Source organism: Allobosea sp., assembly GCF_048595345.1.
Taxonomy (GTDB): Bacteria; Pseudomonadota; Alphaproteobacteria; order Rhizobiales; family Beijerinckiaceae; genus Allobosea.
In genome coordinates, this window is the sequence record NZ_JBMDWH010000222.1 from 1 (window position 1) to 23558 (window position 23558).

General features: G+C 68.8%; 20 protein-coding genes and 2 tRNA genes. 12 read left to right on the plus strand and 10 right to left on the minus strand.

Annotated elements, in window-relative coordinates:
- Positions 1–63 precede the first annotated feature (63 nt).
- Positions 64–140, plus strand: a tRNA-Met gene (locus ACOJTB_RS19725).
- A 586-nt stretch (positions 141–726) separates the two neighbouring features.
- On the opposite strand, the gene ACOJTB_RS19730 is transcribed toward ACOJTB_RS19725, so the two are convergent.
- Positions 727–802 (minus strand) — tRNA-Glu (locus tag ACOJTB_RS19730).
- Positions 803–1192: 390 nt separating this feature from the next.
- Between ACOJTB_RS19730 and ACOJTB_RS19735 the strand changes: the two genes are divergently transcribed.
- The 5 genes from ACOJTB_RS19735 to ACOJTB_RS19755 all read left to right on the plus strand — a co-directional run bounded on the left by ACOJTB_RS19735 (position 1193) and on the right by ACOJTB_RS19755 (position 6193).
- Complete coding sequence (locus tag ACOJTB_RS19735) at positions 1193–1969, plus strand: ComF family protein (RefSeq protein WP_420104252.1); 777 nt, start codon at positions 1193–1195, stop codon at positions 1967–1969.
- A 56-nt stretch (positions 1970–2025) separates the two neighbouring features.
- A complete protein-coding gene (grxC, locus tag ACOJTB_RS19740; RefSeq protein WP_420104230.1) occupies positions 2026–2280 on the plus strand; it encodes a glutaredoxin 3 in 255 nt (84 codons plus the stop codon).
- Positions 2281–2372: 92 nt separating this feature from the next.
- On the plus strand, positions 2373–2846 hold the full coding sequence (locus tag ACOJTB_RS19745) for a DUF1178 family protein (RefSeq protein WP_420104231.1): 474 nt from the start codon (positions 2373–2375) through the stop codon (positions 2844–2846).
- A gap of 299 nt (positions 2847–3145) precedes the next feature.
- A complete protein-coding gene (locus tag ACOJTB_RS19750; RefSeq protein WP_420104232.1) occupies positions 3146–4060 on the plus strand; it encodes a cell wall hydrolase in 915 nt (304 codons plus the stop codon).
- A 141-nt stretch (positions 4061–4201) separates the two neighbouring features.
- Complete coding sequence (locus tag ACOJTB_RS19755) at positions 4202–6193, plus strand: methylmalonyl-CoA mutase family protein (protein ID WP_420104233.1); 1992 nt, start codon at positions 4202–4204, stop codon at positions 6191–6193.
- A 31-nt stretch (positions 6194–6224) separates the two neighbouring features.
- Here the strand turns inward: ACOJTB_RS19755 and ACOJTB_RS19760 are convergent, their stop codons facing one another.
- Genes ACOJTB_RS19760 through ACOJTB_RS19770 form a run of 3 tightly spaced genes read right to left on the minus strand, consistent with a single transcriptional unit; the run spans position 6225 to position 8094 of the window.
- A complete protein-coding gene (locus ACOJTB_RS19760) occupies positions 6225–6620 on the minus strand; it encodes a hypothetical protein (RefSeq protein ID WP_420104234.1) in 396 nt (131 codons plus the stop codon).
- The gene (locus ACOJTB_RS19765) at positions 6560–7429 is read right to left on the minus strand and encodes an urea carboxylase-associated family protein (RefSeq protein ID WP_420104235.1); all 870 of its coding nucleotides are present in this window, start codon (positions 7427–7429) and stop codon (positions 6560–6562) included. The genes ACOJTB_RS19760 and ACOJTB_RS19765 overlap by 61 nt, the downstream gene beginning before the upstream one ends.
- 41 nt (positions 7430–7470) lie before the next feature.
- Positions 7471–8094, minus strand: coding sequence for a J domain-containing protein (locus ACOJTB_RS19770; protein ID WP_420104236.1), 624 nt, complete (start codon positions 8092–8094; stop codon positions 7471–7473).
- Positions 8095–8209: 115 nt separating this feature from the next.
- On the opposite strand from ACOJTB_RS19770, the gene ACOJTB_RS19775 reads away from it, so the two are divergent.
- A complete protein-coding gene (locus ACOJTB_RS19775) occupies positions 8210–8482 on the plus strand; it encodes a BolA family protein (RefSeq protein ID WP_420104237.1) in 273 nt (90 codons plus the stop codon).
- A gap of 3 nt (positions 8483–8485) precedes the next feature.
- Here ACOJTB_RS19775 and ACOJTB_RS19780 read toward each other — a convergent pair whose 3' ends face one another.
- From ACOJTB_RS19780 to ACOJTB_RS19790, 3 genes are all read right to left on the minus strand, one after another.
- Positions 8486–9688, minus strand: a complete 1203-nt coding sequence (locus tag ACOJTB_RS19780; protein WP_420104238.1) for an MFS transporter — start codon at positions 9686–9688, stop codon at positions 8486–8488.
- 55 nt (positions 9689–9743) lie between these two features.
- Positions 9744–10913, minus strand: a complete 1170-nt coding sequence (locus ACOJTB_RS19785) for an acetyl-CoA acetyltransferase (RefSeq protein ID WP_420104239.1) — start codon at positions 10911–10913, stop codon at positions 9744–9746.
- Positions 10914–11029: 116 nt separating this feature from the next.
- The gene (locus ACOJTB_RS19790; RefSeq protein WP_420104240.1) at positions 11030–11938 is read right to left on the minus strand and encodes a DMT family transporter; all 909 of its coding nucleotides are present in this window, start codon (positions 11936–11938) and stop codon (positions 11030–11032) included.
- Positions 11939–12136: 198 nt separating this feature from the next.
- Between ACOJTB_RS19790 and ACOJTB_RS19795 the strand changes: the two genes are divergently transcribed.
- The 4 genes from ACOJTB_RS19795 to ACOJTB_RS19810 all read left to right on the plus strand — a co-directional run bounded on the left by ACOJTB_RS19795 (position 12137) and on the right by ACOJTB_RS19810 (position 16990).
- A complete protein-coding gene (locus ACOJTB_RS19795; RefSeq protein ID WP_420104241.1) occupies positions 12137–13654 on the plus strand; it encodes a D-alanyl-D-alanine carboxypeptidase family protein in 1518 nt (505 codons plus the stop codon).
- 6 nt (positions 13655–13660) lie between these two features.
- The gene (locus ACOJTB_RS19800; protein WP_420104242.1) at positions 13661–14572 is read left to right on the plus strand and encodes a DMT family transporter; all 912 of its coding nucleotides are present in this window, start codon (positions 13661–13663) and stop codon (positions 14570–14572) included.
- A 16-nt stretch (positions 14573–14588) separates the two neighbouring features.
- The gene (locus ACOJTB_RS19805) at positions 14589–15749 is read left to right on the plus strand and encodes a CobW family GTP-binding protein (RefSeq protein WP_420104243.1); all 1161 of its coding nucleotides are present in this window, start codon (positions 14589–14591) and stop codon (positions 15747–15749) included.
- 119 nt (positions 15750–15868) lie between these two features.
- Entirely contained in the window at positions 15869–16990 is a 1122-nt protein-coding gene (locus ACOJTB_RS19810) for a GNAT family N-acetyltransferase (protein ID WP_420104244.1), read from the plus strand.
- Here the strand turns inward: ACOJTB_RS19810 and ACOJTB_RS19815 are convergent.
- The 3 genes from ACOJTB_RS19815 to ACOJTB_RS19825 form a co-directional block, all read right to left on the minus strand.
- Positions 16959–18572: an AMP-binding protein gene (locus ACOJTB_RS19815; protein ID WP_420104253.1), complete on the minus strand. Its 1614-nt coding sequence runs from the start codon at positions 18570–18572 to the stop codon at positions 16959–16961. The two genes, ACOJTB_RS19810 and ACOJTB_RS19815, sit on opposite strands and share 32 nt — an antisense overlap.
- A 92-nt stretch (positions 18573–18664) precedes the next feature.
- Positions 18665–19669, minus strand: coding sequence for an ABC transporter substrate-binding protein (locus ACOJTB_RS19820; protein WP_420104245.1), 1005 nt, complete (start codon positions 19667–19669; stop codon positions 18665–18667).
- A gap of 164 nt (positions 19670–19833) precedes the next feature.
- The gene (locus tag ACOJTB_RS19825) at positions 19834–20292 is read right to left on the minus strand and encodes an Lrp/AsnC ligand binding domain-containing protein (protein ID WP_420104254.1); all 459 of its coding nucleotides are present in this window, start codon (positions 20290–20292) and stop codon (positions 19834–19836) included.
- 125 nt (positions 20293–20417) lie between these two features.
- Between ACOJTB_RS19825 and putA the strand changes: the two genes are divergently transcribed.
- Positions 20418–23555, plus strand: coding sequence for a bifunctional proline dehydrogenase/L-glutamate gamma-semialdehyde dehydrogenase PutA (gene putA, locus ACOJTB_RS19830; protein ID WP_420104246.1), 3138 nt, complete (start codon positions 20418–20420; stop codon positions 23553–23555).
- Positions 23556–23558: the final 3 nt, after the last annotated feature.

Here is a 23558-nt window from a genome sequence, read left to right on the forward strand (position 1 = left end):
CTCTCAAACCCTGGCTCAAAACCAAACGGCCCCAGAGCCAAAAAGCCAGGACACAAAAGTTGACGCGGGGTGGAGCAGCCCGGTAGCTCGTCAGGCTCATAACCTGAAGGTCGTCAGTTCAAATCTGGCCCCCGCAACCAAATCAAAAAAAACCCCGTCTGCGAAGCAGGCGGGGTTTTTACGTTCAAAGAGCAAAATCAAAAAACTCCGAAGGGCCACGCGGACCGCCCGCGACCTCCGAGCAGCCGCCACGCACCGCAGCGCCGCTCTCGGCCGTAGCGGCCGACCAGACTGCGGCCTCTACGGCGCGGCTCAAGCAACCCGGATTGGTGCAGCCGGTCGCTATCTCGATCAGCGCCGCCACACCAGCGGATCGAATTGCAATGGCTCGATGGCTGCCGACGCCGCGCGGCTGGAGGCGCGACCCGACGAGCTCTCGCCAGAACTGTGGCGGCAGCGTCGTCTGGCGCTGATCCAGGCCCGCCTCATCGGCTTTGTGAATGTCGGCCTTTTGGGAGCGCGCGCGTCAAGGCGGCTCGATCGGCCGAGCCGGTTGCCGCGCCTGCCAAACCACCAGAGGGAACAGATCCTGCGTCCGGCTCTCCAACAACCGGTCACGCCCCGTTACAGTGCTGAGCGCCCCATGCGCGACGAGCACGCAGATTGGCCGCTTAAAAGGCGCTGAATTCAAGGATTATATGGCCAGCATCAACGCTTAGAGTAGCGTGGCGCTCCCTAGGGGACTCGAACCCCTGTTTTCGCCGTGAGAGGGCGACGTCCTAGACCGCTAGACGAAGGGAGCAGCGCTGGCCGAGGGCTGCTGTGTAGTCGCAGTGCCCCTCGGCTGCAACCGGTTTTTGCGTGCCGGCGAAAAGAAATTGCGGCGTGAAACGGCTGGCGGCCGCATGCCGGTTTGGCGAGGCGAGCTGCCATGGCGTGCCGTGACGACGGCGCAGGCTTGCCGGCTCGCGCCGTGCGGAAGAACATGGCGTGCCGAACCTGCCGATCGGGCGGGTGGCGGCTGAGTGCGAGGCGGGCCATGGGGCAAGGGGCGCAGGATGCGGATGCGGTCTGGTCGGTCTTCGAACCGGCCGACGAGGCAGGGGCCGCGGACGGGGTGCCGCTGCCCAGCGCGCGTCTAACCTCCCCGGCCAGGGCGAAGGGGCAGCGCTTCTCCCTTTTCGCGCCATCGATGTTCGAGCGCCCGGCCAGCCTCCTGCGGAGGCCTCGTTCGGGCTCGTGGCAGGGGCCGCTGGAAGCCGTGATCGGGTTATTGTACCCGCCAAGCTGCGTCGCCTGTGGCGGAGCCACGGGCGAGGCGCAGGGGTTGTGTGCCTCCTGCTGGAGCGGGCTCGGCTTCATCGAGCGGCCCTTTTGCGAGCGGCTGGGCACGCCCTTCGAGATCGATCTCGGCTCGGGCATGCTGTCCCCGGCTGCGATCGCCGATCCGCCCGTCTTCTCACGGGCCCGGGCGGTGTGCCGCTTCGAAGGCGCGGCGCGCGATCTCGTCCATCGGGTGAAATACAATGACCGAGCCGATCTGGCGCTGACGCTCGGCCGGATGATGCGGCAGGCCGGCCACGAATTGCTGGCGGAGGCCGAGCTTCTGGTACCGGTGCCCTTGCATCGCACCCGGCTGTGGCGCCGGCGCTTCAACCAGGCTGCGCTGCTGGCTCGGCATCTCGCCCGCCTTTCGGACAGGCCGCTTGCCCCGGCCGCGCTGACGCGCAGCAAGCGGACGCGCCAGCAGGTCGGGCTGACGCGGGCGCAGCGCGCGGAGAATCTGCAAGGCGCCTTCCGCGTGCCGAATGCGGCCCGGCCGTTGATCGAGGGGCGGCGGATCCTGTTGGTCGACGATGTGCTGACCACGGGCGCAACGGCCAATGCCGCCGCGAGGGCGCTCCTGCGGGCGGGGGCCGGCGCGGTGGATGTGCTGACCTTCGCCCGGGTCGTGACGGATGGCGGATGAGCGCTTAAACTCCGGCCAGTGCCTATCGATACGATCCCAGCCCGACGAGGACCTCGATGCCGCCGATCACGATCTACAGCACGTCCTGGTGCCCCTATTGCCGCGCGGCCAAGGCGCTGCTGACCAAGAAGGGCGCCGTCTTCACCGAAATCGACGTGGATGGGAAGCCGGAGCTGCGGCGCGAAATGACCGAGCGGGCCCATGGCAGGACGTCCGTGCCGCAGATATTCATCGGCGATCGCCATGTCGGCGGGTCTGACGACATCCACGCGCTCGATGCGGCCGGAGAACTGGACAAGCTGCTCGCCTGACCGGCCAGCGGTTTTCAGCCCGGACCTTGCCGAAAGGGCGCGTCAACCTATCTGCGGAAGACTGAGCCTCTTCGCAACGCCCTCGAAGCACGATGATCCGTTACGCTCTCCGCTGCGACGCCGCGCATGAATTCGACAGCTGGTTTCCATCCTCGGCAAGCTTCGAGGGGCAGGCCGCGCGTGGCCTGGTGAGCTGTCCCGTCTGCGGCAGCGGCAAGGTCGAGCGCGCGATCATGGCGCCGGCCGTCGCACGTACCGATCGGGCCGGCCCGGCCGAGCCGCCGCGCACGGTGGCCGCAGCATCGCCTTCTGCAGCCGGTGCGGTCGCGCTGCTGAGCGAGAGGGAAGCGGCCTTGCGCGCCGCTATCACGGAACTGCATCGCCAGGTTCGCGACCATGCCGAGCCGGTGGGCCAGCGCTTCGCCGAAGAGGCGCTGAAGATCCATCACGGCGAGAGCCCGGAGCGGCCGATCTATGGCGAGGCCTCGCTCGAGGATGCGCGCATGCTGCAGGAGGAGGGCGTCGCCTTCCTGCCCCTGCCGCGGCTGCCGCAGACCGGGCACTGATCGCGAGGCAGCCGAAGCGGGGCCGTGCCCGCCGGGCTGCGGGCCCGCGGTCCTCATGACAACGGCTTCATCTTTTCGCGGCGCAATGCTCGGTGCCGGCGACGAGCGCCGTTTGGAAAAGACCATGTATCACAATAGCTTGAGGAGCGAGGAGGCCTCTCTTCGGGCGCTTCGTGCGCTGGAGTGCGCTTTGGCCCTTCCGCTCCAGCTAAACTTTCGTTAAGGATTTCGCGGTTCCTTGCCGGCGATCGGATGCGGCTCTCGGCCGCTGTCGGATCCCGAACACTGGAGGTTGCCGCATGAAGCGGACCGCGATTCTGGCTTCCCGTCTCCGCGCAGCAGAAGGCTTTCGCAAGGTCAGCCGGTCGATCCCGCTTCTGATGGTCCTGCTGGCTCCGGCTCTGGGCGCGTGCAGCATGGCGTCCGTCGAGACCGCTTCGGTCCCCGCCGCCGCCCCCGCGGGCGCCAAGGACCCGGCCACGGCCCGCAAGCGCGCTGTGGCGCTGGCAAAGGCCGATCCGCGCGAAAAGGAGTGCCTGGTCCGCGCGATGTATTTCGAGGCGAACCGCTCCAGCGATGCCGGGCTGATGGGCGTCGGCACCGTGGTGATGAACCGGGTCGAATCGCCGCGCTATCCGGAAACGATCTGCGGCGTCGTGGGCGCGCCGCGCCAGTTCGCCGCCGGGGTGCTGAGCCGCCCGATGGCGGAAAAGGGTCTCTCGCGCATCGAGGCGATCGCCGACCAGATCCTCGAAGGCAAGCGCAATGCGCAAGTCGGCGAGGCCAAGCATTTCCACACCGCCGGCCTGCGCTTCGGCTACAAGAACATGCATTACGTGACCGTCGCGGGCGGCAATGCCTTCTACATCAAGGGTGAGCGTCCCGAGCGCCGCATCTACGAGCAGCCGAGCTATCAGGTCGCTGCGCTTTCCGTCTCCGCCCCGGTCGCGACGACCGCCTCGCTCGGCCAGACCTCGTTCAGCTCCGCCCCACTCGCTTTTGCTCCGGCCGCGCCGCAGCAGGCTCCGGCACCGGCTGCCACGGCGGTGGTGACCCTGATCAAGGCCGCGCCGCTGCCGCCCGGTCGCCCGATGGATCTCGACCTGCCGAAGCGGACCGCGCGCGCCTTCGTGGCGCCGCCCAAGGCGGATGTCCGCCTCGCGGCGCTGCTGCCGCCGCCGCGTGACCTGCGCGGCGCGCTGCCGGTGGAGTGACGCTGCCGCGAAGCGCCGCCCCGGCGGCCCGTCACGGGTCGCTCGCCGCCTTCGCCTAACGTCCAAGGCGACATCGCCTGCGCTTCCCTTATCCTCGTCGCAGTGCAACATTCGAGATTGCACCGCAGGACGGGGACCCTCATGAGCGCGACCGAACGGAGCGGCGAGCCAATGGGCCGTCGCGAGCGGCCCTGGATCTTCCGTACCTATGCCGGCCACTCCGATGCGGCCGAGTCGAACCGGCTCTACCGGACCAATCTGGCCAAGGGCCAGACGGGCCTTTCCGTCGCCTTCGACCTGCCGACGCAGACCGGCTACGATCCCGATCACGTGCTGGCGCGGGGGGAGGTCGGCAAGGTCGGTGTACCGGTCAGCCATCTGGGCGACATGCGCAGGCTGTTCGAGCAGATCCCGCTGGCGCAGATGAACACCTCGATGACGATCAACGCGACGGCGGCCTGGCTGCTCTCGCTCTATATCGCCGTCGCCGACGAGCAGGGCGCCGATCGCAAGCTGCTGCAGGGCACCACCCAGAACGATCTGGTGAAGGAGTATCTCTCGCGGGGGACCTATGTCTTTCCGCCGCGCCCCTCGATGCGCCTGACCACCGATATCGTGGTCTTCACGGCCGGCGAGCTGCCGAAATGGAACCCGACCAATGTCTGCTCCTACCATCTGCAGGAGGCCGGCGCCTCGCCGGTGCAGGAGCTGTCTTTCGCGCTGGCGACAGCGATCGCCCTGCTGGATTCGATCCGTGCGCGGCCGGAGGTCGATGCGGCGGCTTTCCCGGCCATCGTCGGGCGCATCTCCTTCTTCGTGAATGCAGGCATGCGCTTCGTCACCGAGCTCAGCAAGATGCGCGCCTTCGTCGATCTGTGGGACGAGATCACGCACGGTCGCTACGGGGTCGAAGACGAGCAGCACCGCCGCTTCCGTTATGGCGTGCAGGTGAATTCGCTGGGGCTGACCGAGCCGCAGCCGGAGAACAACGTCTACCGCATTCTCATCGAAATGCTGGCGGTGACGCTCTCTAAGAAGGCGCGGGCGCGGGCCGTTCAACTCCCGGCCTGGAACGAGGCGCTGGGGCTGCCGCGGCCCTTCGACCAGCAATGGTCGCTGCGCATGCAGCAGGTGCTGGCCTATGAAACCGACCTGCTCGAATATGACGACATCTTCGACGGCTCGTCCGTCATCGACGCCAAGGTGGCCGAGCTGAAGGCCGCCGCGCTGGAGGAGCTGGCGCGGATCGAGGCGATGGGCGGTGCGCTCGCGGCCGTCGAAAGCGGCTATATGAAGCAGGCTCTGGTCGAGAACGGCGCACGGCGGATCGAGGCGATCGAGCGTGGCGAGCAGGTCGTCGTCGGTGTCAACAAATTCACCAATAGCGAGCCCTCTCCGCTTTCGGCCGGGGAGAGTGCCGTGGTCACCGTACCGGATTCGGTCGAGATCGAGGCGATCGGGCGGCTGAAGGCCTGGCGTTCGGCGCGCGACGCCAAGGCCGCCGAGGCGACCTTGGCCGAGCTGTCCGCCAGCGCGCGGGAGGGCCGTAACATCATGCCGGCCTCGATCGCCTGCGCCAAGGCAGGGGTCACCACCGGCGAGTGGGCGCAGGCGCTGCGCGAGATCTTCGGCGAATACCGGGCGCCGACCGGCGTGGATACGACGCGGCTCGGTGATGCTTCCGGGCTCGCCACGGCCAAGGCGGCGGTCGAGAGGGCGACGGAGCGGCTCGGGCGGCCACCGCGCTTCCTCGTCGGCAAGCCAGGGCTCGACGGGCATTCCAACGGGGCCGAGCAGATCGCGGTGCGGGCCCGCGATGCCGGGATGAGCGTAAGCTATGGCGGCATCCGCCAGACACCGGACGAGATCGTGGCGCAGGCGAAGGAAACCGAAGCCGACATCATCGGACTGTCGATCCTCTCCGGCTCGCATCTGCCGCTGGTGCGCGACGTGACGGCGCGGCTGCGCATCGCGGGCATGAATGTGCCGGTGGTGGTCGGCGGCATCATCCCGCCCGATGACGAGAACGCGCTGCGCAATATGGGAGTCGCACGGGTTTATACGCCGAAGGATTTCGCGCTGGACGGCATCATCGCCGATGTCGCGGGGCTGGCCGGCGAATCGCACGGCTGAGCATCGGTCCCCGCGCCTCGGATCCGTCGGTTCAGCGCGACTTGTTGTTCACCGAGCCCAGCGCGCGCCGCAGCAGACCGGCGATCACGAGCATGACCGCAACGGCCGCGAAGGACGCGGCGAGGACGATCAGGGCCTCGGCGTCGGCGACGGATTCGCAGCAGCCCTGTCCGCCGAGCGCGTCGCTGACGCGCAGGACCAGGGCAGCGGGAAGGGCCGGGAACCAGTCCGGGCGCGTCATCCACAGGCGCGCCAGCAGCAGGCCGGCGACGACGATGAAGGCTCCAGTCGACAGCGCCGGGGCGAGCTTGCGCGTGATGGCGAGGTCGGCGTCTTCCCGACGATTTGCGGTGTCTGGCGCAGGCGTCATGCCCCGGCCTGCTCGGCTTCGTCCATCCGGTAGCCGCTCGGCTTCGGCGAGCGCCATCCGGTTAGCCGCTCCGGATCGGGCGCATGGATCTCCACCCGCAGCGGATGGCAGGTGGCGGCGTCGCTGGAATGGGTCGCGCCGCAATCGCCGCCCGGACAGGCCGACAACGCGCCGATGAGGTCGATCTCGGCGAAGAGCTCGAGGTAGTCGCCCGGCCGGACCGGGCTCGCCTTCATGAAATATTGGTGCGTGTCGCGGGTGAAGCCCGTGCACATGAAGACGTTGAGAACGTCGTGAACATGCTGCTGCACCTCGTGGGCGGGCCGGCCGACCGCCTGGCCGAGCGCCCGCGACAGGTTCGAATGGCAGCAGTGATGATAGTCGCCGCCGCTCAGCAGGCGGTGGGTATAGGGGTCGCAGCGCGTACCGATGACGTCGTGAACGCCGGCTCCGTCCGCGTCCCAGCCGTACCAGCCGAGCGTGTCATGGCTGATGGTCGCCATCGGCCGCAGATGGGGCAGGGCGCTCCAGAGCCGGTCGCCAGTGGTGAGGTGCGTGGCGTGCAGCGCACGGGTCTTGCCGCTGAAGAAGCGTTCCGACAAATCCTCGGCATTCCAGAGATTGAGATCGCCGACCTGCGGCCCCTCGATGCTGACGATCCGGACGAAATGGCCTTTCGGCACGCGGAAGCTGCCGCCCTCACGCGGGGGCACGGTGATGGCCTCGATCAAGGTCAGGCTCTGCCGAGCCTGCGAGAGCATCGCCATATCGGCGCCCGGCAGCGTGCCGTTGGGGTAGACGATGACGGGCGGACGCGCGCGCCGCTCTGCCGCGTCGGCCGGCTCTTGCGGAAGCATGGTCTGCATCGGGTGCGGTTCCCCCTCGTCGGCTTGCAGGGCCGGCCGTTTCAGACCATCCCCACGCTTTTGAGCTGCTGATAGGCCTTCAGGATTTCCTGGAGCGTGCCCTCGCGCGAGCGGTCGCCGCCATTCGCATCGGGGTGGAAGCGCTTCACCAGCTCCTTGTAGCGCGCCTTGATCGCGGCCGAATCGGCCGTGTCGTCGAGCCCCAGCGTGGTCAGCGCCTTCATCGCGACGACGCCGACGCGCGGCTCCTGGCGGGCCGCCTGCTGCGCATTGCGCGCGCCGAACAGGTTGAAGGCGTCGTGAAGGTCCGGGCTTTCCTCGCCGCCGGCGGCGCGCTTGCGGCCGCGCTGCGCCATGCGGCCCGCCTGGGAGTTGACGCCGAGCTTCCAGGTTGGCCGGTGGCCGATCTCCTCCTGCTTCTGATAGGCGGCCAGCGCCTCGTCATCCATGCCGGTGAAGTAGTTATAGGTCGCGTTGTATGCCTTCACATGCTCCATGCAGAAGCGGAAGAACTGGCCCTCGCGCCCGCGGCCCTTGGGCGCGCGGAATTCACCCGTGCGATTGCAGCCGGGGTGTTCGCAGCGCGGGGCTGCGCTGTCGGCCGGCGCGTCCGATTCGGAAGCGCCGATCCTGATGCGATCGAAAAAGCGCGAGTTGATGTTCATCGTCGAATGGTTATGAGACGGCAGGGAGCGGCCGGCAAGGGTGGTCGGTGGCGTGACATACGCTGCTGGAAACCCGCCGGGCCACGAGACAGATCATCGCAACGGTGGCGCGATCATGACCATGATGGCCGAGCGGATCACCCGCAAGCTCGAAGCGGCGCTGACGCCACAGCGATTGCAGGTGATCGATGAATCGCACCAGCATCACGGCCATGGCGGCTGGCGCGAGGGCGGGGAAACTCACTTCCGCGTCGATATCGTGTCCGAGGCCTTCCGTGGCAAGAGCCGGTTGGAACGCCATCGCCTCGTCAACGCCGCGCTGGCGGAGGAGCTCGCCGATCGCGTCCATGCGCTCGCCATCGCCGCGAAGGCGCCCGGCGAGGGGTGAGCGTCAGCGCCGCGCGGACGCCGCCCGTTCCGCCGGCGCCGCCAGATAGAGCGCAAGCGTGACGGCCAGCGCGGCGCCCATGAAGGCGAACAGCCAGGCGAAGCTCGTCGGTGGATCGAAGCCGCGCGCGGCAAGGCCGTTGACGAGGCGGCCGGAGACGAACTGAACCACGCCCGCGCCGCCCATGAAGAGGAAGTTCATGAAGGTGACGCCGCGGCCGATCTCCTGGGCCGTCATGAAAGCGCGCGCATGGGCCATCACTACCGCATAGGTGATGCCGAACAGGCCGATGGCGATGAAGAGCGCTACCGAAAGCCGCGCCGAATCCCGGCCCCAGAGCGAGAGCCCGATAAAGGCAAGCACCACGAGGGCGGCATAGGCGGCCACGGTGCGCTTGGCCTGCAGGCGCCGGTAGATCGGCAGCACCAGCAGCGCGCCGCCGCCGATCGCCGCGCCCATCGCCATCGCGGCGTAGCTGGTGGAGGCCAGATCGAAGCCGTGGACCTGCTGCAGATAGGGCGCGATCCAGAGCCCGCGCATGGCGATGGTGACGCCGTAGCTGACGAAGGTGATGGGAAAAATCAGCCAGAGCTCGCGCTTGGCGAGGATCTGCCGGATGCCGCCCCAGAGCGTCGCGGGCGCTTGCGTGGCGCCGGCCAGCGGCGGCGGGTCCTTGAGGAGCAGAGCCACGAGCAGGGTGGTCAGCGCCACGATGCCGGCGAGGCCAAAGACCGTGGCGCGCCAGCCGAAGCTCGCCAGGAAAAAGGCGAGCGGAGCACCGCTCAGCGGATCGCCGATCGAGCCCAGCCCGATCAGCAGGGAGGACATGGTCGCGAAATGCTGCGGCGAATAGAGCCTCGCCGCGAGATAGAAGCCGGACATCAGGATCGGCGCGCAGCCGATGCCGATCAGGGCGAGCGCGACGAGGGCGGCCATGTAGCTCTGCGCCAGACCGAAGAGGGCCGTGCCCGCGACCGCCGCCAGCAGGAACCCGGCGAGCGTGCGCCGTGGCCCCAGGCGATCGAGCGCATAGCCCACCGGGAATTGCGAAAGCGCGAAGGCGATCAGCCAGGCCGCCTGCAGGCTGCCGAGCTGGCCCTGATCGAGGCCGAGATCGCGGATCAGATCGCCCGAGATCACGGCGAGGAAGGCTCGGAAGAACTGGCTCAGCATATAGGCCAGCAGCAGAACGAGGAAACTCGTCACGACCGGCCGCGGCCCCTGCCGGCGCCGCCTTTCGCAGGCGGCGCCGTCCTGCGCGTCACTTGATGCGCTCGAGCACGGAGACGTAGTTCGCGACCGCCGCCCCGCCCATGTTGAAGATGCCGCCGAGGCGCGGCTCCTTCAGCTGCATGCCTTCGGGCGCCTCGCCGGTGAGCTGCATGGCGGAGAGCGCATGCATGGAGACGCCGGTCGCGCCGATCGGATGGCCTTTGGCCTTGAGGCCGCCGGAGACGTTGACCGGCAGCTTGCCGTCCTTGAGCGTCCAGCCTTCCTTGATCGCCCGGGCGCCATCACCCTCCTTGGTGAGGCCCATCGCCTCGTATTCGATCAGCTCGGCGATCGTGAAGCAGTCATGGGTCTCGACGAAGGAAAGGTCCTCGAGCGCGACGCCGGCTGCGGCGAGCGCCTTCTGCCAGGCCACGGCCGCGCCCTCGAACTTCAGGATGTCGCGCTTGGCGCGGGGCAGGAAATCCTGGACATGGGCCATGCCGCGGAAGCTGACGGCGCGGCGCATCTGCAGCGCGGTTTCCTCATCGGCGAGAACCAGCGCCGCGGCGCCGTCCGAGACCAGCGAGCAGTCGGTGCGCTTCAGCGGGCCGGCGACGTAAGGGTTCTTCTCGCTCTCCTCCCGGCAGAAGGCGAAGCCGAGATCCTTGCGCATCTGCGCATAGGGATTGTCGACGCCGTTCCGGTGGTTCTTGGCGGCGATCAGGGCGAGCGCGTCTGACTGGTCGCCATGGCGCTGGAAATAGGCGTCGGCGATCTTGCCAAAGACGCCGGCGAAGCCGCCGGGGGTATCGCCATCCTCGGGAAGGTAGGACGCCTTCAGCAGCGCTTTGCCGATCTCGGCAGAGGGCGTCTTCGTCATCTGCTCGACGCCGACGACCAGCACGATCCTGGCCGCTCCGGCCCGGATCGCCCGGACACCCTGCTGTACGGCGGCAGAGCCGGTGGCGCAGGCGTTCTCGACGCGCGTCGCCGGCTTGAAGCGCAGGGCCGGATCGGCCTGCAACACCAGCGATGCGGTGAAGTCCTGCGGAGAGAAGCCGGCATTGTAGTGACCGAGCACGATCTCGTCGACGTCCCCTGCCGTGATGCCGGCATCGACCAGCGCATCGGTGGCGACGCGGACGATCAGGCTCTCGATGGTTTCCGCGTCCTGCTTGCCGAACGGCGTATGGGCCCAGCCGACGATGGCAGCGCTCATGGTCAATCCTCCCGTGATATCTATCGTTGTTGTTATCTTGGCGGCGCGTCTTCGCACCGCAACAGGTTTCCGCGCATGGTGACCGTGCGCGGATCGGCTGGCAAGGCGGAGCCTTTTCAGCTCCCGGCCGACAGCCACATCAGCAGCCCGACGCCGCCGACGATCATCGCCATGCCGATCAGCTCCCGCCGGCTCGTGCCTTCCGCAAAGAGCTTGCGGGAGAGGATCTGGGCCAGCGGAACCTCGATCAGCGCCAGGGTCCGGACATTGGCGGCGCTCGTCAGCGAGAAGCCGATGAACCAGAACTGCGAGGCGGCGGCGCCGAGGAAGCCGGCAGAGAGCGAGCGGCGCCATTCCCGCAGGCTCGCCATCAGAGCCTGGCGGTTGGCGACGAGCATGTAGAGCGTCAGCAGCACGGTCTGGAGCGCGAGCCCAAGGACGAGAATGGTCGAGGCGCGGATCAGGAATCCGCCCTCGGGCAGGGACTGGATCGCGCCGCGATAGCCGATCGCGGACATGGCGAAGAAGGCTCCCGAGACGATACCGAGGACGGCGGGGCGCAGCCCGGCGCGGGTGAGCCGATCGCCCGGCCGCCAGGACACGATCACGACGCCGACCGTGGCGATGGCGATGGCGAGGAATTTGGCGGGTGTCAGGTGATCGCCGAGGAGGAGGGCGCCGAACAAGGCGACCTGCACGGGCTCGGTCTTGGTATAGGCCGTGACCACAGCGAAGGAGCGCTCGCGCATCGTCGCCAACATCAGCGCGGTCGCGGCGATCTGCGTCAGCGCGCCCCATGCGGCGTAGCCGAGGCTGGCCGCACCGATCGCCGGCGGCACCGTCCACAGCGCCAGGCAGGCGAGGCTGAGGAACAGCATCGCGAAGGGCAGGCCGAAGAGGAAGCGGACCTGCGTGGCGCCGACGACGCCGATGACGTCCGTCAGCGAGCGCTGCGCGAGATTGCGCGCCGTCTGAAGCAGCGAGGCGGCGATCGTCGCCGGGATCCAGAGCAGACCGAGTGCCACGGCAGACCTTTCGGGCGGTGAGGGCGATCCGCTTTTGAACGGGCCGGGGCGATCTATGCAAATCGCTGCGCTGGGGGTAGGTATGCATGGGAGGGCGGTCCATGGTCGCCCCGGCTTCCCCGTCTCGAAAATGCCGCATGCGTCGCGTTGAACGCTCCGCCTGCGCAGCCCTCGCCCAGACAGGTTCAAGACCCGCCGATGACAGCCTTTCGCTTCGCCGCCGCCTTCGCTCTCGGCCTTCTGGTCGGCGGCCCCGCTTTCGCCGGGGCGAGCCTCGTGGTGGATGCCTCCTCGGGCGAGGTGCTTTCGAGCGAGAATGCGACGCAGGCCTGGCGGCCGGCTTCGACGACGAAGATGATGACGATCTACCTCGCCCTGAAGGCGGTCCGAGAGGGTCGCATCGGGCTGGAGACGGCGATCCCAGCCTCCAAGCGCGCGGCCAGCCAGCCGCGCGTGAAGGTGTATATCAAGCCGGGCCAGGAGGTGACGCTCGACAACGCGTTGCGGATCATGATGGTCAAATCCGCCAATGACATCGCCTATGTCGTGGCCGAGGGCGTGGGCGGCGATGTCGAAAGCTTCGTCGGCATGATGAACGCCGAGGCCCAGCGGCTCGGCATGCGCGACACGCGCTTCAGCAACCCCAATGGCTGGGACGATCCCGACCAGCAGGTGAGTGCCCATGATCTGGCGCTTCTGGCCATGGCGCTGATGCGCGACTTTCCCGACTATGCCGAATATTGGGGCACTCCGGCGGTGCAGCTCGGCAAGCAGCTGATCCATAACACCAACGGCCTTGTTGGGCGCTATCCGGGCGTGAGCGGGATGAAGACCGGCTTCACCTGCGCCTCGGGCTTCAACGTCGTCGCCACGGCGAGCCGGGGCGGGCGCACGCTGATCGCGATCGTGCTCGGTTCGACCTCGGCGACGGAGCGCACCGTCAAGGCGGCCCAGCTCCTGGACGAGGGTTTCGCCAAATGGGGCGGCACCGGCGTCAATGTCGCCTCCATGCCGCCCAGCGGCACGCGCGCGCCGAATATCTGCGACGAGGTCCGCAATCGCGGCGGCGGTGCCATGGCGGACGATGCCGATGTCACGGGCCCGGTGAGCGCCAACGACAGCAGCAGCGACAGCGCCGGGCGCTTCCTCTCCTTCGCCGCGCCCGCCGCCGGGACCGCGATCGCCACACGTTCGCCGCGCGGGCGTATGATCCTCGGGCCCCGGGCCGAGCCCAATCCGGTGCTGGTCTCCTTCGGCCGCACCGCCGGCTCCGACCGCGCGCCGCTCGCGGCCAATGCGGGCTCCCAGCCGGCGACACGGGTCGCGCGCGGCAAGGCGACGATCGTACCCGGCGCGCCGGTTACGGCCGGCCTGACCGGGATGCCGGCCCCGCGCACGGCGTCCGGCAATGGCGCGATCCCACGCGGAACGAACGCCTTCGCGCCGGCCGGCGAGCCCGTGCAGCCATCTTCCGACGCCTTCGGCGGACCGATGCGCCTGCAGGGTGCGATCCAGTCGGGCCAGGCAACGGCGGCCAGCCTGCGCCCCGCCGCCGCGGCCGGTATCAAGCCCGCAGCGAAGGCCAAGCCGGCGGCCCGCCCGAAGACGCTCGCCGCCAAGGCCTCGGCGCCGAAGCCCGCCAAGGCCGACAGCAAGGCCACCTCCACCAAGGTCGCTCCCGCCAAGACCAAGCTGCCCAGCGGCGACGACGACTGATCCGCCTTGGACGCAGCGCGCGCCAGTGATCGCCGGGGCCGCGAAGCGCAGGGCCTGGCGCTCGCCTTCGGTTCGGCCGCGGCCTTCGGGACGAATATCGTCAGCGCGCAGATCGCCGGGCAGGCGGGGCTGAGCGGGCCGCTGCTGGTCTTCTACCGCGTGGCGATCATGCTCGCGCTGGTCGTGCTCGCCGGCTTCGTGACGAAGGCGTCGCTGGCGGTGGCCGCGCGCGAACGCCGGGCCGTGTTCATCTTCGGCGTCGCTACGGCTTTGGTCGGGACCGCCTATCTGTCCTCGGTTTCCTTCGTCCCCGTCTCCGTCGCTGCCGTCATCTTCTACACCTTCCCGCTCGTGATCGTGCTGGCCGAGCCGCTGGTGACGTCGGCTCCATTCCGGCTGGACCGGCTGCTCGTCGCGCTGATTGCGCTGATCGGCATCGGGCTCGTGGTCGGGCCGGACTGGCAGGGGCTCGATCCGCGGGGGCTGGCGCTGGCGGCGCTGGCCAGCCTGACCGCGGCGGTGCAGTTCTTCGCCGCGGCCGGTTGCGCGCGGGTCGGCACGGTGGCCAAGCTGTTCTGGTCGCATGTGGTGATCCTGCCGGTCACGCTGCTCATTCTGATGCTGGTCGGCGGCATCCTGCCGCCGAGCGCGCTGGCGCTCGCGCCGGTCGCGATCGCCATCACCTTCGGCGGCTATTTCATCGGCTTCCTGCTGCAGATCCTCGCGCTCGCCCGCGTCGCGCCGGGCCCGGCGGGGCTCGCTTTCTGCGCCGAGCCCGTCTTCGCGGTGCTGATCGCGGCGTTCTTCCTCGGCGAGCGGCTGGCGAGCCTGCAATATGCCGGCTGCGGCCTTGTCATGGCGGCGCTCGTGACTAATGTAATAATAGAACAATCGCGGCGGCGCCTGCTGCCGGCCTGAAGGGCGAGCCCCCCGAATGACCGCTTCTCCCGCGCGCCCCGAGCCGGTGCCGCTGACCCTGATCACCGGATTTCTCGGCGCCGGTAAGACCACCCTGCTCAACCGGCTGCTGAAGGACCCGGCGCTCGCCGACACCGTCGTCCTCGTCAACGAGTTCGGCGAGGTCGGGCTCGACCATCTGCTTGTCGAGGGGGTGTCGGACGGGCTGATCCTGATGGAATCGGGTTGCCTCTGCTGCACGATCCGCGACGACCTGATCGTGACGCTGGAGGATTTGCTTCGCCGGCTCGACAACGGCCGGATGGGACGGTTCTCGCGCCTGGTTATCGAGACGACCGGCCTCGCCGATCCGGCGCCGATCCTGAACGTTCTGATCAACCATCCCTATCTGGCGATGCGCTTCCGGCTGGACGGCGTGGTGACGGTGGTCGATGCGGTGAACGGCTGGTCGAGCCTGGATTCCCATGAGGAAGCGCATCGGCAGGTGGTGGCGGCCGACCGGCTGGTGCTGACCAAGCAGGATCTGGCGCCGCCGGAGACCGTGGAGGCGCTTTGCGAGCGGCTCGCCGCCCTCAATCCGGGCGCGCCAATCCTGGCGCCGGACGTACCGGCGGAGAGCCTTCTCGGTGCGGGGCTCTACGATCTGGCGCAGCGGCCGGGCGCGGTGCGGCAATGGCTCGCTGCCGACAGGCTGCCAGGGCATGACCATGCTCACGCTCGCCCGCACGCGCATGACCATGCGCATCACGACGATCACGACCATCATCATGGCCATGACCCCCACGACCACCATGACCACGGCGCTGCCGGTCATGGGCATGGTCACGCCGGCCATGACGTCAACCGGCACGACGCCGCGATCCGCGCCTTCATCCTGACGGCGGATGAGCCGGTGGCGGGCCCGACCGTCGATCTGTTCTGGGCGATGCTGCGGTCGATCCATGGGCCGCGCCTGCTCAGGCTGAAGGGGCTGGTCGATCTGGCCGGGCAGCCGGGCCGGCCGCTGCTGCTGCATGCGGTGCAGCAGGTTCTGCATCCGCCGGTGCAACTCGCCGCCTGGCCCGATGCGGATCACCGCTCGCGGCTCGTGCTGATCGTCAAGGATGTCGAGGGGGAGACGGTGCGGCAGCTCTGGTCTGCTTTCCTCGGCGGGATGCAGCCGGCCGCCACCGCGTGAGCCCTGGAGGATTCTGGCCCCGTTCTTGATCGTCCTTTCCGCAAATGCGGGGCGTCGCCTGACGCCTTGCCGTTCCTGGACGGTTTCGTCCCGGAACGGATAAGCGGGAGGTCGAGACGATGGGCCGATCGATCGGATTGCGCACCGGGATGGGGCAGGGACCGGCGCCTACCTACCTGACGCCGCTGCCGCCATCGGGCCGCAACTGGTCGGTCGAGATGCGGCCGCTCTCGGCCTGCGAGGCGCTGGTGCCGGACTGGACCGCGCTCGGCCGGCGGGCGCTGGCGCCCCATCCGTTTTTCGAGCCGGGTTTCCTGCTGCCGGCCTGCCAGCATCTGGTCGCCTTCCGCGATCTGCGCGTGCTGCTGATCTGGAAGGGCGGGCCGGGCACGCCTAGCCGCCAGCTCGTCGCCCTCCTGCCAGTCGAGCGCCGCAGCCGCTGGTTGCGCCCCGACCTCGCCAGCGGCTGCAGCGATGCCCGCCTGCTCTGCGATTGGCCGCTGATCGATCGCGATGCGGTTGTGCCGGCCCTGTCGGCGCTGCTGCGTGGTTTTGCGAAGCTGGACTTCGCCGAGCGGCGGCTCCGGCTGCATGGGCTGGGCGCCGGCAACCCGATGCTCGCCGCGCTGGCCGATACGGGCCTGCCCCTGCTGCGCGAACCCACCGGGCGGTTCGACGACCCGGTGCCCGCTTTGCCGGAGGCCGGTCCGCTGGGCGAGGACTTCACCCTGCGGGAGGCCGAGACGATCGGGGAGCTGCGCGACGGCGTCGAGATGCTGCTGGCGCTGGAAGCCTCGGGGCCGCTGGCGCGTGCCGGCGGCGCCAGCCTCCAGGATGTTCGCGAGGCCGCGTTCCTGCGCGCCATGACCCGCCAGCTCGCCCGCGCCAGGCTGTGCCGGATCGCGCTCCTGATGCAGGGCGGACGGCCGGTCGCCGGCGCACTCACACTCGGCAAGGGCGGACGGCGCTGGCTCTACAAGCTGGCGGTGGAGGACGCTGCGCCGCCGCATGCGCTGGCGCTACGGAGGGCGCTGATCGCGGCGATGCGCGAGGCCGCTCCCCGTCTCGAGCTTCTGATGCGGGGCGACCATGCCGCCGGCGGCGGCCAGGGCACCACCTCGGCCGTCGATATCGTCTTTCAGGGAGCCGCGCCGCGCAGCCCGGCCGATCTCGCCCGCTCCCTGCGGCAGCGTCTCGACCGCGCGCTGTTCAGGCCTCCGTCCTTAGCAGCCGGCGAATGATCTTGCCGGTGGTCGTCATCGGCAGCTCTTCGCGAAAGGCGATCTCGCGCGGATATTCATGGGCTGAGAGACGGGCGCGCACGAAAGCCTGAAGCTCGCTCGCCAGCTCCGGCGAGCCGGCCTTGCCCTCGCGGGGCACGACGAACGCCTTGACGATCTCGGTGCGCAGCGCGTCGGGCTTGCCGACCACGGCGGCCAAAGCGACATCCGGATGCCGAAGCAGGCAATCCTCGATTTCGCCGGGGCCGATCCGGTAGCCGGAGGAGGTGATGACGTCGTCGTCGCGGCCGATGAAACGGACATAGCCGTCTTCGTCCTGCACGCCTTCGTCGCCGGTCGTCATCCAGTCGCCGATGAATTTGGCGGCGGTCGCGGCCTCGTTGTTCCAGTAGCCGAGAAACATTACCGGATCGGGCCGGCGCACGGCGATCTGCCCTTCCTCGCCGGCCGCGCAGACGGAGCCGTCCGGCCGGATGATCGCGACCTCATGGCCCGGAACCGCCTTGCCGATGCAGCCCGGCCGGCTGACGCCGATGCCGGCGCTGGAGGCCAGCACGAGATTGCACTCGGTCTGTCCGTAGGCCTCGTTGATGGTGAGCCCCAGCGCCTCGCGCCCCCAGGCGAGCGTTTCGACGCCGAGCGCCTCTCCCGCCGCCGCCACGGAGCGCAGCGCCAGCCGGTAGCGGCCCTGCGGCAAGCCGGCCCCGCGCAGCATCCGCAGAGCCGTCGGCGGCACGAAAGCGTTGCGGATCGCCAGATCCTGCATCAGCCGATAGGCCTCCTCCGGCACGAAGCGCGTCACCGGACGGGCGACGACGGGCACGCCGAAATGCAGCGCCGGCAGCAGCATGTTCAGCAGACCGCCGGCCCAGGCCCAATCCGCCGGCGTCCAGGCGATGTCGCCCGGCTGCGGCATGAAATCATGCGGCATCTGCACGCCGGGCAGATGGCCGGGCAGGACGCGGTGGCCATGCAGCGCGCCCTTTGGATGACCGGTGGTGCCGGAGGTGTAGATCATCAGCGCCGGGTCGTCCGGGCCGGTCTCGACCGGAACGAAATCCGGCTCGGCTGCCGCCACCAGCGCATCCCAGCCTTCGGCCTCGCGATCCGCCCCATCGACGCAGATCCGAAGCGCCAGTCCGGGCAAGGGCGTTTCGATCTGCCGCAGCTTCGCGAGCCCGGCCGAATCGGTGACGATCGCCCTGGCACCGGCATTCTCCAGCCGATAGGCCAGCGCATCGATCCCGAACAGCGCGGCCAGCGGCACGGCGATCGCGCCGAGCTTGTAGGCGGCCAGATGCGCCGCCAGGACATGACGCCCTTGGGGCAGCAGGATCGCCAGCCGGTCGCCACGCGCGATGCCCCGCAGCCTCAGGGCGCCTGCGAGACGGTTGGACTCGTCGCGAAGCCAGCCGAAGCTGACGGGCCTCACCTGCCAATCCTTGTCGACTTCGATGATGGCCGGCCGCTCCGGCTCCTGCGCGGCCCAACGGTCGCAGACATCGACGGCGATGTTGTAGCGCTCCGGGATGCGCCACCGGAAGGTGCGGCGCAAGGCCGCGTAGTCGGTCGAAGCGGGCAGGTGCAAGGCGAGGGCGGTCCGATCTGCAGTCGGCGCAAGATAGGAAGCGAAGGCCCGCTTGTCATGCCTGCGGGAGAGGCCCGGCCCTGCGCTCAGAACAGGCGTTCTTCCTTGGCGGGCAGAAAGGCGGCGGTGAAGGCCTCGCCCGCCTTGGCCTTGTCCTTCAGCGGCTGAACCATGTCGAGCTGGTAGATCGCCTGGGCCCAGCGGGCGGGATCGACCGAACCCAGCCCGTGTTCGCGCGCAGCGGGCGTGAGCACCGTCTGCTGCAGCGATTGGAACAGCCGCTCGCGCTCGACCTCCGGCTGCGGGATGTCGGTGCGGCGGGCGACCAGCTGCGCCGCGAAATCGGGATCGGCGGCAACCTCGCGCAGGCTGCGGATCAAGGCTCTGACGAGCCCGCGCACGGCGCCGGGCTGCTCGGCTGCGAATTTGGGCGAGACCATCAGCGCGTTGCCGTAGAGGACGAGGCCGTGATCGGCCATCGCCAGCGTGACGATATCCTCGGCCGGCACGCCGCGGGCCTTCAGGCCCGGCAGCACCGAGGGGCCGAAGCCGAAAATGCCATCGACCTCGCCGGCGGCCAGCATCGGCTCGCGCACGGCGAAGCCGATCGCGTCGAGCTTGATACGGCTATCGTCGATCCGGTTCAGGGTCTTCAACAGCGGCCATTGTGCGAAGGCGGCGTCCGTCGCCGGAGCGCCGAGCTTGCGTCCTTCGAGGCTGGCCGGGGTATCGCCGATCCCGCGGCTGCGCCGCCCGATCAGGGCGAAGGGCGCCCTGTCCTGGATCATCATCACGGCCTTGAGGTCGAGGCCCGGCCTGCTGTCGCGAAGCCTGACCAGGGTGTTGACGTCGCCATAGCCGGCATCGAACTCACCGGCCGCGATGCGCCCCGGCACCAGCCGCGAGCCGCTGCCTGGCTCGATCACGACATCGAGGCCCTCGGCACCGAAATGCCCCTTCTCCTGGGCAACCAGAAACAGAGCCGACAGACCTTCGAGCCGCCATCCGAGCAGAAGCTTGATCGGGATCGTCTGTGCCAGGGCCGGCCGGCCGCAGGTCAGGAGCCCCGCGCCTGCGAGCGCCAGGCCCATGAGGCCGCGCCGAGACACCCCCCGGCGATTCACGCGCCCCGCCATCTCCCGATCTCCTTCTCGCGTCCGATTCGCGGATCGCTCAACCCTCGCTTGCCATCTTCGGATCACAACACGTTGAAATCGCGTCAAGATGCGCGCATTTTTCGGGACGGGGCCAAGCGTCAGAGCGGAAGCGCACCATCCGTCTTGACCTCCTCCATGACGGCATAGGTGCGCGTCTCGCGCACGGCCGGCAGCGCGAGCAGGACCTCGCCGAGGAAATGCCGGTAGGCGCCCATGTCGGCCACGCGCGTCTTCACCAGATAATCGAAACCGCCGGCCACCATATGGCACTCCAGCACCTCCGGCGCGCGCTTCACCGCCGCGGCGAAACGCTCGAAGGCGTCGGGCGTGGTCTTGTCGAGATAGACCTCGACGAAGACCAGCAGGTGCAGGCCGAGCTTGGCCGGATCGAGCGTCGCGCGATAGCCGGTGATGAAGCCGTCGCGAGTCAGCCGCTTTAGGCGCTCGCCCGTTGCGGTGGCGGACAGGCCGACCTTGTCGGCGAGTTCGACACCGGACATCCGTCCATCCGCTTGCACGAGGGCCAGAAGCCGACGGTCCACCCGATCGAGCATGATTTTTCTTTGCCAAATGGAGTCATGGTAGAGAATGATACGGATATTCTGCTCGCATAGCCAATTGAAATGAGGCGCAGCCGGCCTCACACTTCATAACGTCCCGAAGCGATCCGACCGGAGCCTCCATGGCCGCGCCCGCCACGCCGTCCCCGCCGCCTTTCCGCGCGCCCTATGCCGAAGACGATGCGACCATCGCCAGCCGTCTGCTTGCCGGCGCCCGCCGCGACCCTGCCGCCAAGGCCCGGATCGACGCGCGCGCGACCGGGTTGGTCGAGGCAATCCGGGGCCGCAAGGCCGGGCTCGGCGGCATCGAGGAATTGCTGCGCGAATACTCGCTCTCGACGAAGGAAGGGCTGGCGCTGATGGTGCTGGCCGAGGCGCTGCTGCGCGTGCCCGATTCCGCCACGGCGGACCGGCTGATCGAGGACAAGCTCGGCCAGGGCGATTTCGCCAATCATGAGGCGAAGTCCGATGCCTTCCTCGTCTCGGCCTCGGCCTGGGCCCTCGGTATCACCGCCCGGGTCATCCAGCCGGGGGAGACGCCGGCCGGCATCGTCGGCAGCCTCGCAAAGCGCCTCGGCGTGCCGACCGTGCGCACCGCGACCCGCCAGGCCATGCGCGTGATGGGCAACCATTTCGTGCTGGGCCAGACGATCGAGGAGGCGCTGAAGCGCGCCCGCTCCGGCAGCGGAAAGCTTTATCGCTACTCCTTCGACATGCTCGGGGAAGGCGCCCGCACACAAGCCGACGCGGATCGCTATTTCCAGTCCTATGCCGCGGCAATCGACGCCATCGGCCGCTCGGCCGGCAATGACCGGCTGCCGAACCGGCCGGGGATTTCGGTGAAGCTCTCGGCGCTGCATCCGCGCTACGAGGCCATGAGCCATGAGCGCGTCATCACCGAGCTGGTGCCGAAGGTGATCGCGCTGGCGCGACAGGCCAAGAGCTACGACCTGAACTTCACCATCGACGCCGAGGAGGCCGACCGTCTCGAACTCTCGCTCGACGTGATCGATGCCGTCTTCGCAGATGCCTCGCTCGATGGCTGGGACGGGTTCGGTCTCGCCATCCAGGCCTATCAGAAGCGCGCCTCGGCGGTGATCGACCATATCGGGCGCCTGGCCGAGATCCATGGCCGGCGGATGATGGTGCGGCTGGTCAAGGGCGCCTATTGGGACACCGAGCTCAAGCGCGCCCAGGAGCGCGGGCTCGCCGACTATCCGGTTTTCACCCGCAAGGCGATGACGGACCTGAATTACGAGGCCTGCGCTGCGCAGCTGCTCGCGCTGCGGCCGCGCATCATCCCGCAATTCGCGACCCATAACGCCCTGACCGTCGCGACGGTGGCCGAGATGGCCGGCGATGGAAAGGCCGCCCGGCCGGACGGCCGTCTTGCCGGGGACGATTTGGGCTTCGAGTTCCAGCGCCTGCATGGCATGGGCGAGGCGCTCTACGAGAAGCTGCTGCGCGAGAACGACGCCTTCGCCTGCCGCACCTATGCGCCCGTCGGCGGGCATCAGGATCTGCTCGCCTATCTCGTACGCCGCCTGCTGGAGAACGGTGCCAATTCCTCCTTCGTCAGCGCCTCGGGAGATCCGGACATACCGGTCTCGCAGTTGCTGACCGCGCCCGCCGACATCATCGGCAGCCCGAGCGCGGCGCGCCATCGCCGTATCCCGCTGCCGGGCGATCTCTACAGCTCCTCGCGGAAGAATTCGGCCGGCGTCGAGTTCGGCCATGAGGAGAGTCTGGAGGGGCTTCTGACAGAAGTCACTCAAGCCGGAGCCTTCCCGGACGCCGCCCCGATCATCGACGGCAAGCCGCAGCCGGGGGCGGTGCGCGACATGCGCTCGCCGATCGACAACAAGCCGATCGGCCGGGTGACGGAAGCCGATTCCGCGACGGCCGCGCGCGCGATGGACGCCGCGATAAACGGCTTCCGTGCCTGGAGCGAAACGCCTGCGCGCATGCGCGCCGCCGCGCTGCGCAGGGCGGCCGATCTGATGGAAGCCCGACGCGGGCTTTTGATTGCCCTTTTGCAGTCCGAAGCGGGCAAGACGATCGACGACGCCATCTCCGAAGTGCGGGAGGCGGTGGATTTCTGCCGCTACTATGCCGCGCAGGCCGAGGAGCATTTCGCCGTGCCGCTGTCGCTCCCCGGCCCGACCGGTGAGGAGAACCGGCTGGTGCTGCGCGGGCGGGGCGTCTTTGTCTGTATCGCGCCCTGGAACTTCCCGCTCGCCATCTTCGCGGGGCAGGTGGTCGCGGCGCTCGTCGCCGGCAACAGCGTCGTCGCCAAGCCCGCCCCGCAGACGCCGCTGATCGCCGCCGTCGCCATCCGCCTGCTGCACGAGGCGGGCGTGCCGGCGAGCGCGCTGCATCTGGTGCCGGGTGGCCCGGAGGCCGGTGCGGCCTTGATCGCGCATCCCGCCGTAGCGGGCGTCGCGTTCACGGGCTCGACCGCGACCGCGCGCGGGATCAACCGGGCGCTCGCCGCCAAGGACGGGCCTATCGTCCCGCTGATCGCCGAGACGGGCGGGCTCAACGCCATGATCGTCGACGCCACCGCGCTGCCCGAGCAGGTCTGCGACGATGTCGTGATGTCGGCCTTCCGCTCGGCTGGCCAGCGCTGCTCGGCGCTGCGCCTGCTGGTCGTGCAGGACGACGTCGCCAACAAGATGATCGAGATGATCGAAGGCGCCACGCGCGAGCTCAGGCTCGGCGATCCGCGCAGGCTCGACACCCATATCGGACCGGTGATCGATGCGGCCGCCCAGCAGAGGCTGGACGCCCATGTGGCGGCGATGAATAGCCAAGGCCGCGTCGCCTGGTCGGGGCAGACGCCCGATCTCGGAGGTACCTATGTCGCGCCTCACATCGTGCGGCTCGACCGGGTCGGGGACCTCACAGCCGAGCATTTCGGGCCGATCCTGCATGTCGTGCGCTGGAAGGCCGGCGAGTTGGACAAGGTGATCGACGAGATCGACGCCACCGGTTACGGGCTGACGCTCGGCGTGCATTCCCGCATCGAGGCGACGGTGGAGCGCGTGGTGAAGCGGCTTTCGACCGGCAATGTCTATGTGAACCGCAACATCATCGGCGCCGTGGTGGGCGTGCAGCCCTTCGGCGGCCATGGCCTGTCCGGCACCGGGCCGAAGGCCGGTGGCCCGCATTATCTGATGCGCTTCGCGACCGAGCAGACCGTGACGGTGAACACTGCCGCAGCGGGCGGAAATGCCAGCCTGATCGCGATGGGGGAATAGGCC

Coding starts and splice junctions, on each gene's coding strand:
- ACOJTB_RS19735 (WP_420104252.1), top strand. CDS start 1,193: ATGTTCGAGCGCCCGGCCAGCCTCCTGCGGAGGCCTCGTTCGGGCTCG.
- grxC (WP_420104230.1), top strand. CDS start 2,026: ATGCCGCCGATCACGATCTACAGCACGTCCTGGTGCCCCTATTGCCGC.
- ACOJTB_RS19745 (WP_420104231.1), top strand. CDS start 2,373: ATGATCCGTTACGCTCTCCGCTGCGACGCCGCGCATGAATTCGACAGC.
- ACOJTB_RS19750 (WP_420104232.1), top strand. CDS start 3,146: ATGAAGCGGACCGCGATTCTGGCTTCCCGTCTCCGCGCAGCAGAAGGC.
- ACOJTB_RS19755 (WP_420104233.1), top strand. CDS start 4,202: ATGAGCGCGACCGAACGGAGCGGCGAGCCAATGGGCCGTCGCGAGCGG.
- ACOJTB_RS19760 (WP_420104234.1), bottom strand. CDS start 6,620: ATGGCGCTCGCCGAAGCCGAGCGGCTACCGGATGGACGAAGCCGAGCA.
- ACOJTB_RS19765 (WP_420104235.1), bottom strand. CDS start 7,429: ATGCAGACCATGCTTCCGCAAGAGCCGGCCGACGCGGCAGAGCGGCGC.
- ACOJTB_RS19770 (WP_420104236.1), bottom strand. CDS start 8,094: ATGAACATCAACTCGCGCTTTTTCGATCGCATCAGGATCGGCGCTTCC.
- ACOJTB_RS19775 (WP_420104237.1), top strand. CDS start 8,210: ATGACCATGATGGCCGAGCGGATCACCCGCAAGCTCGAAGCGGCGCTG.
- ACOJTB_RS19785 (WP_420104239.1), bottom strand. CDS start 10,913: ATGAGCGCTGCCATCGTCGGCTGGGCCCATACGCCGTTCGGCAAGCAG.
- ACOJTB_RS19795 (WP_420104241.1), top strand. CDS start 12,137: ATGACAGCCTTTCGCTTCGCCGCCGCCTTCGCTCTCGGCCTTCTGGTC.
- ACOJTB_RS19805 (WP_420104243.1), top strand. CDS start 14,589: ATGACCGCTTCTCCCGCGCGCCCCGAGCCGGTGCCGCTGACCCTGATC.
- ACOJTB_RS19810 (WP_420104244.1), top strand. CDS start 15,869: ATGGGCCGATCGATCGGATTGCGCACCGGGATGGGGCAGGGACCGGCG.
- ACOJTB_RS19820 (WP_420104245.1), bottom strand. CDS start 19,669: ATGGGCCTGGCGCTCGCAGGCGCGGGGCTCCTGACCTGCGGCCGGCCG.
- putA (WP_420104246.1), top strand. CDS start 20,418: ATGGCCGCGCCCGCCACGCCGTCCCCGCCGCCTTTCCGCGCGCCCTAT.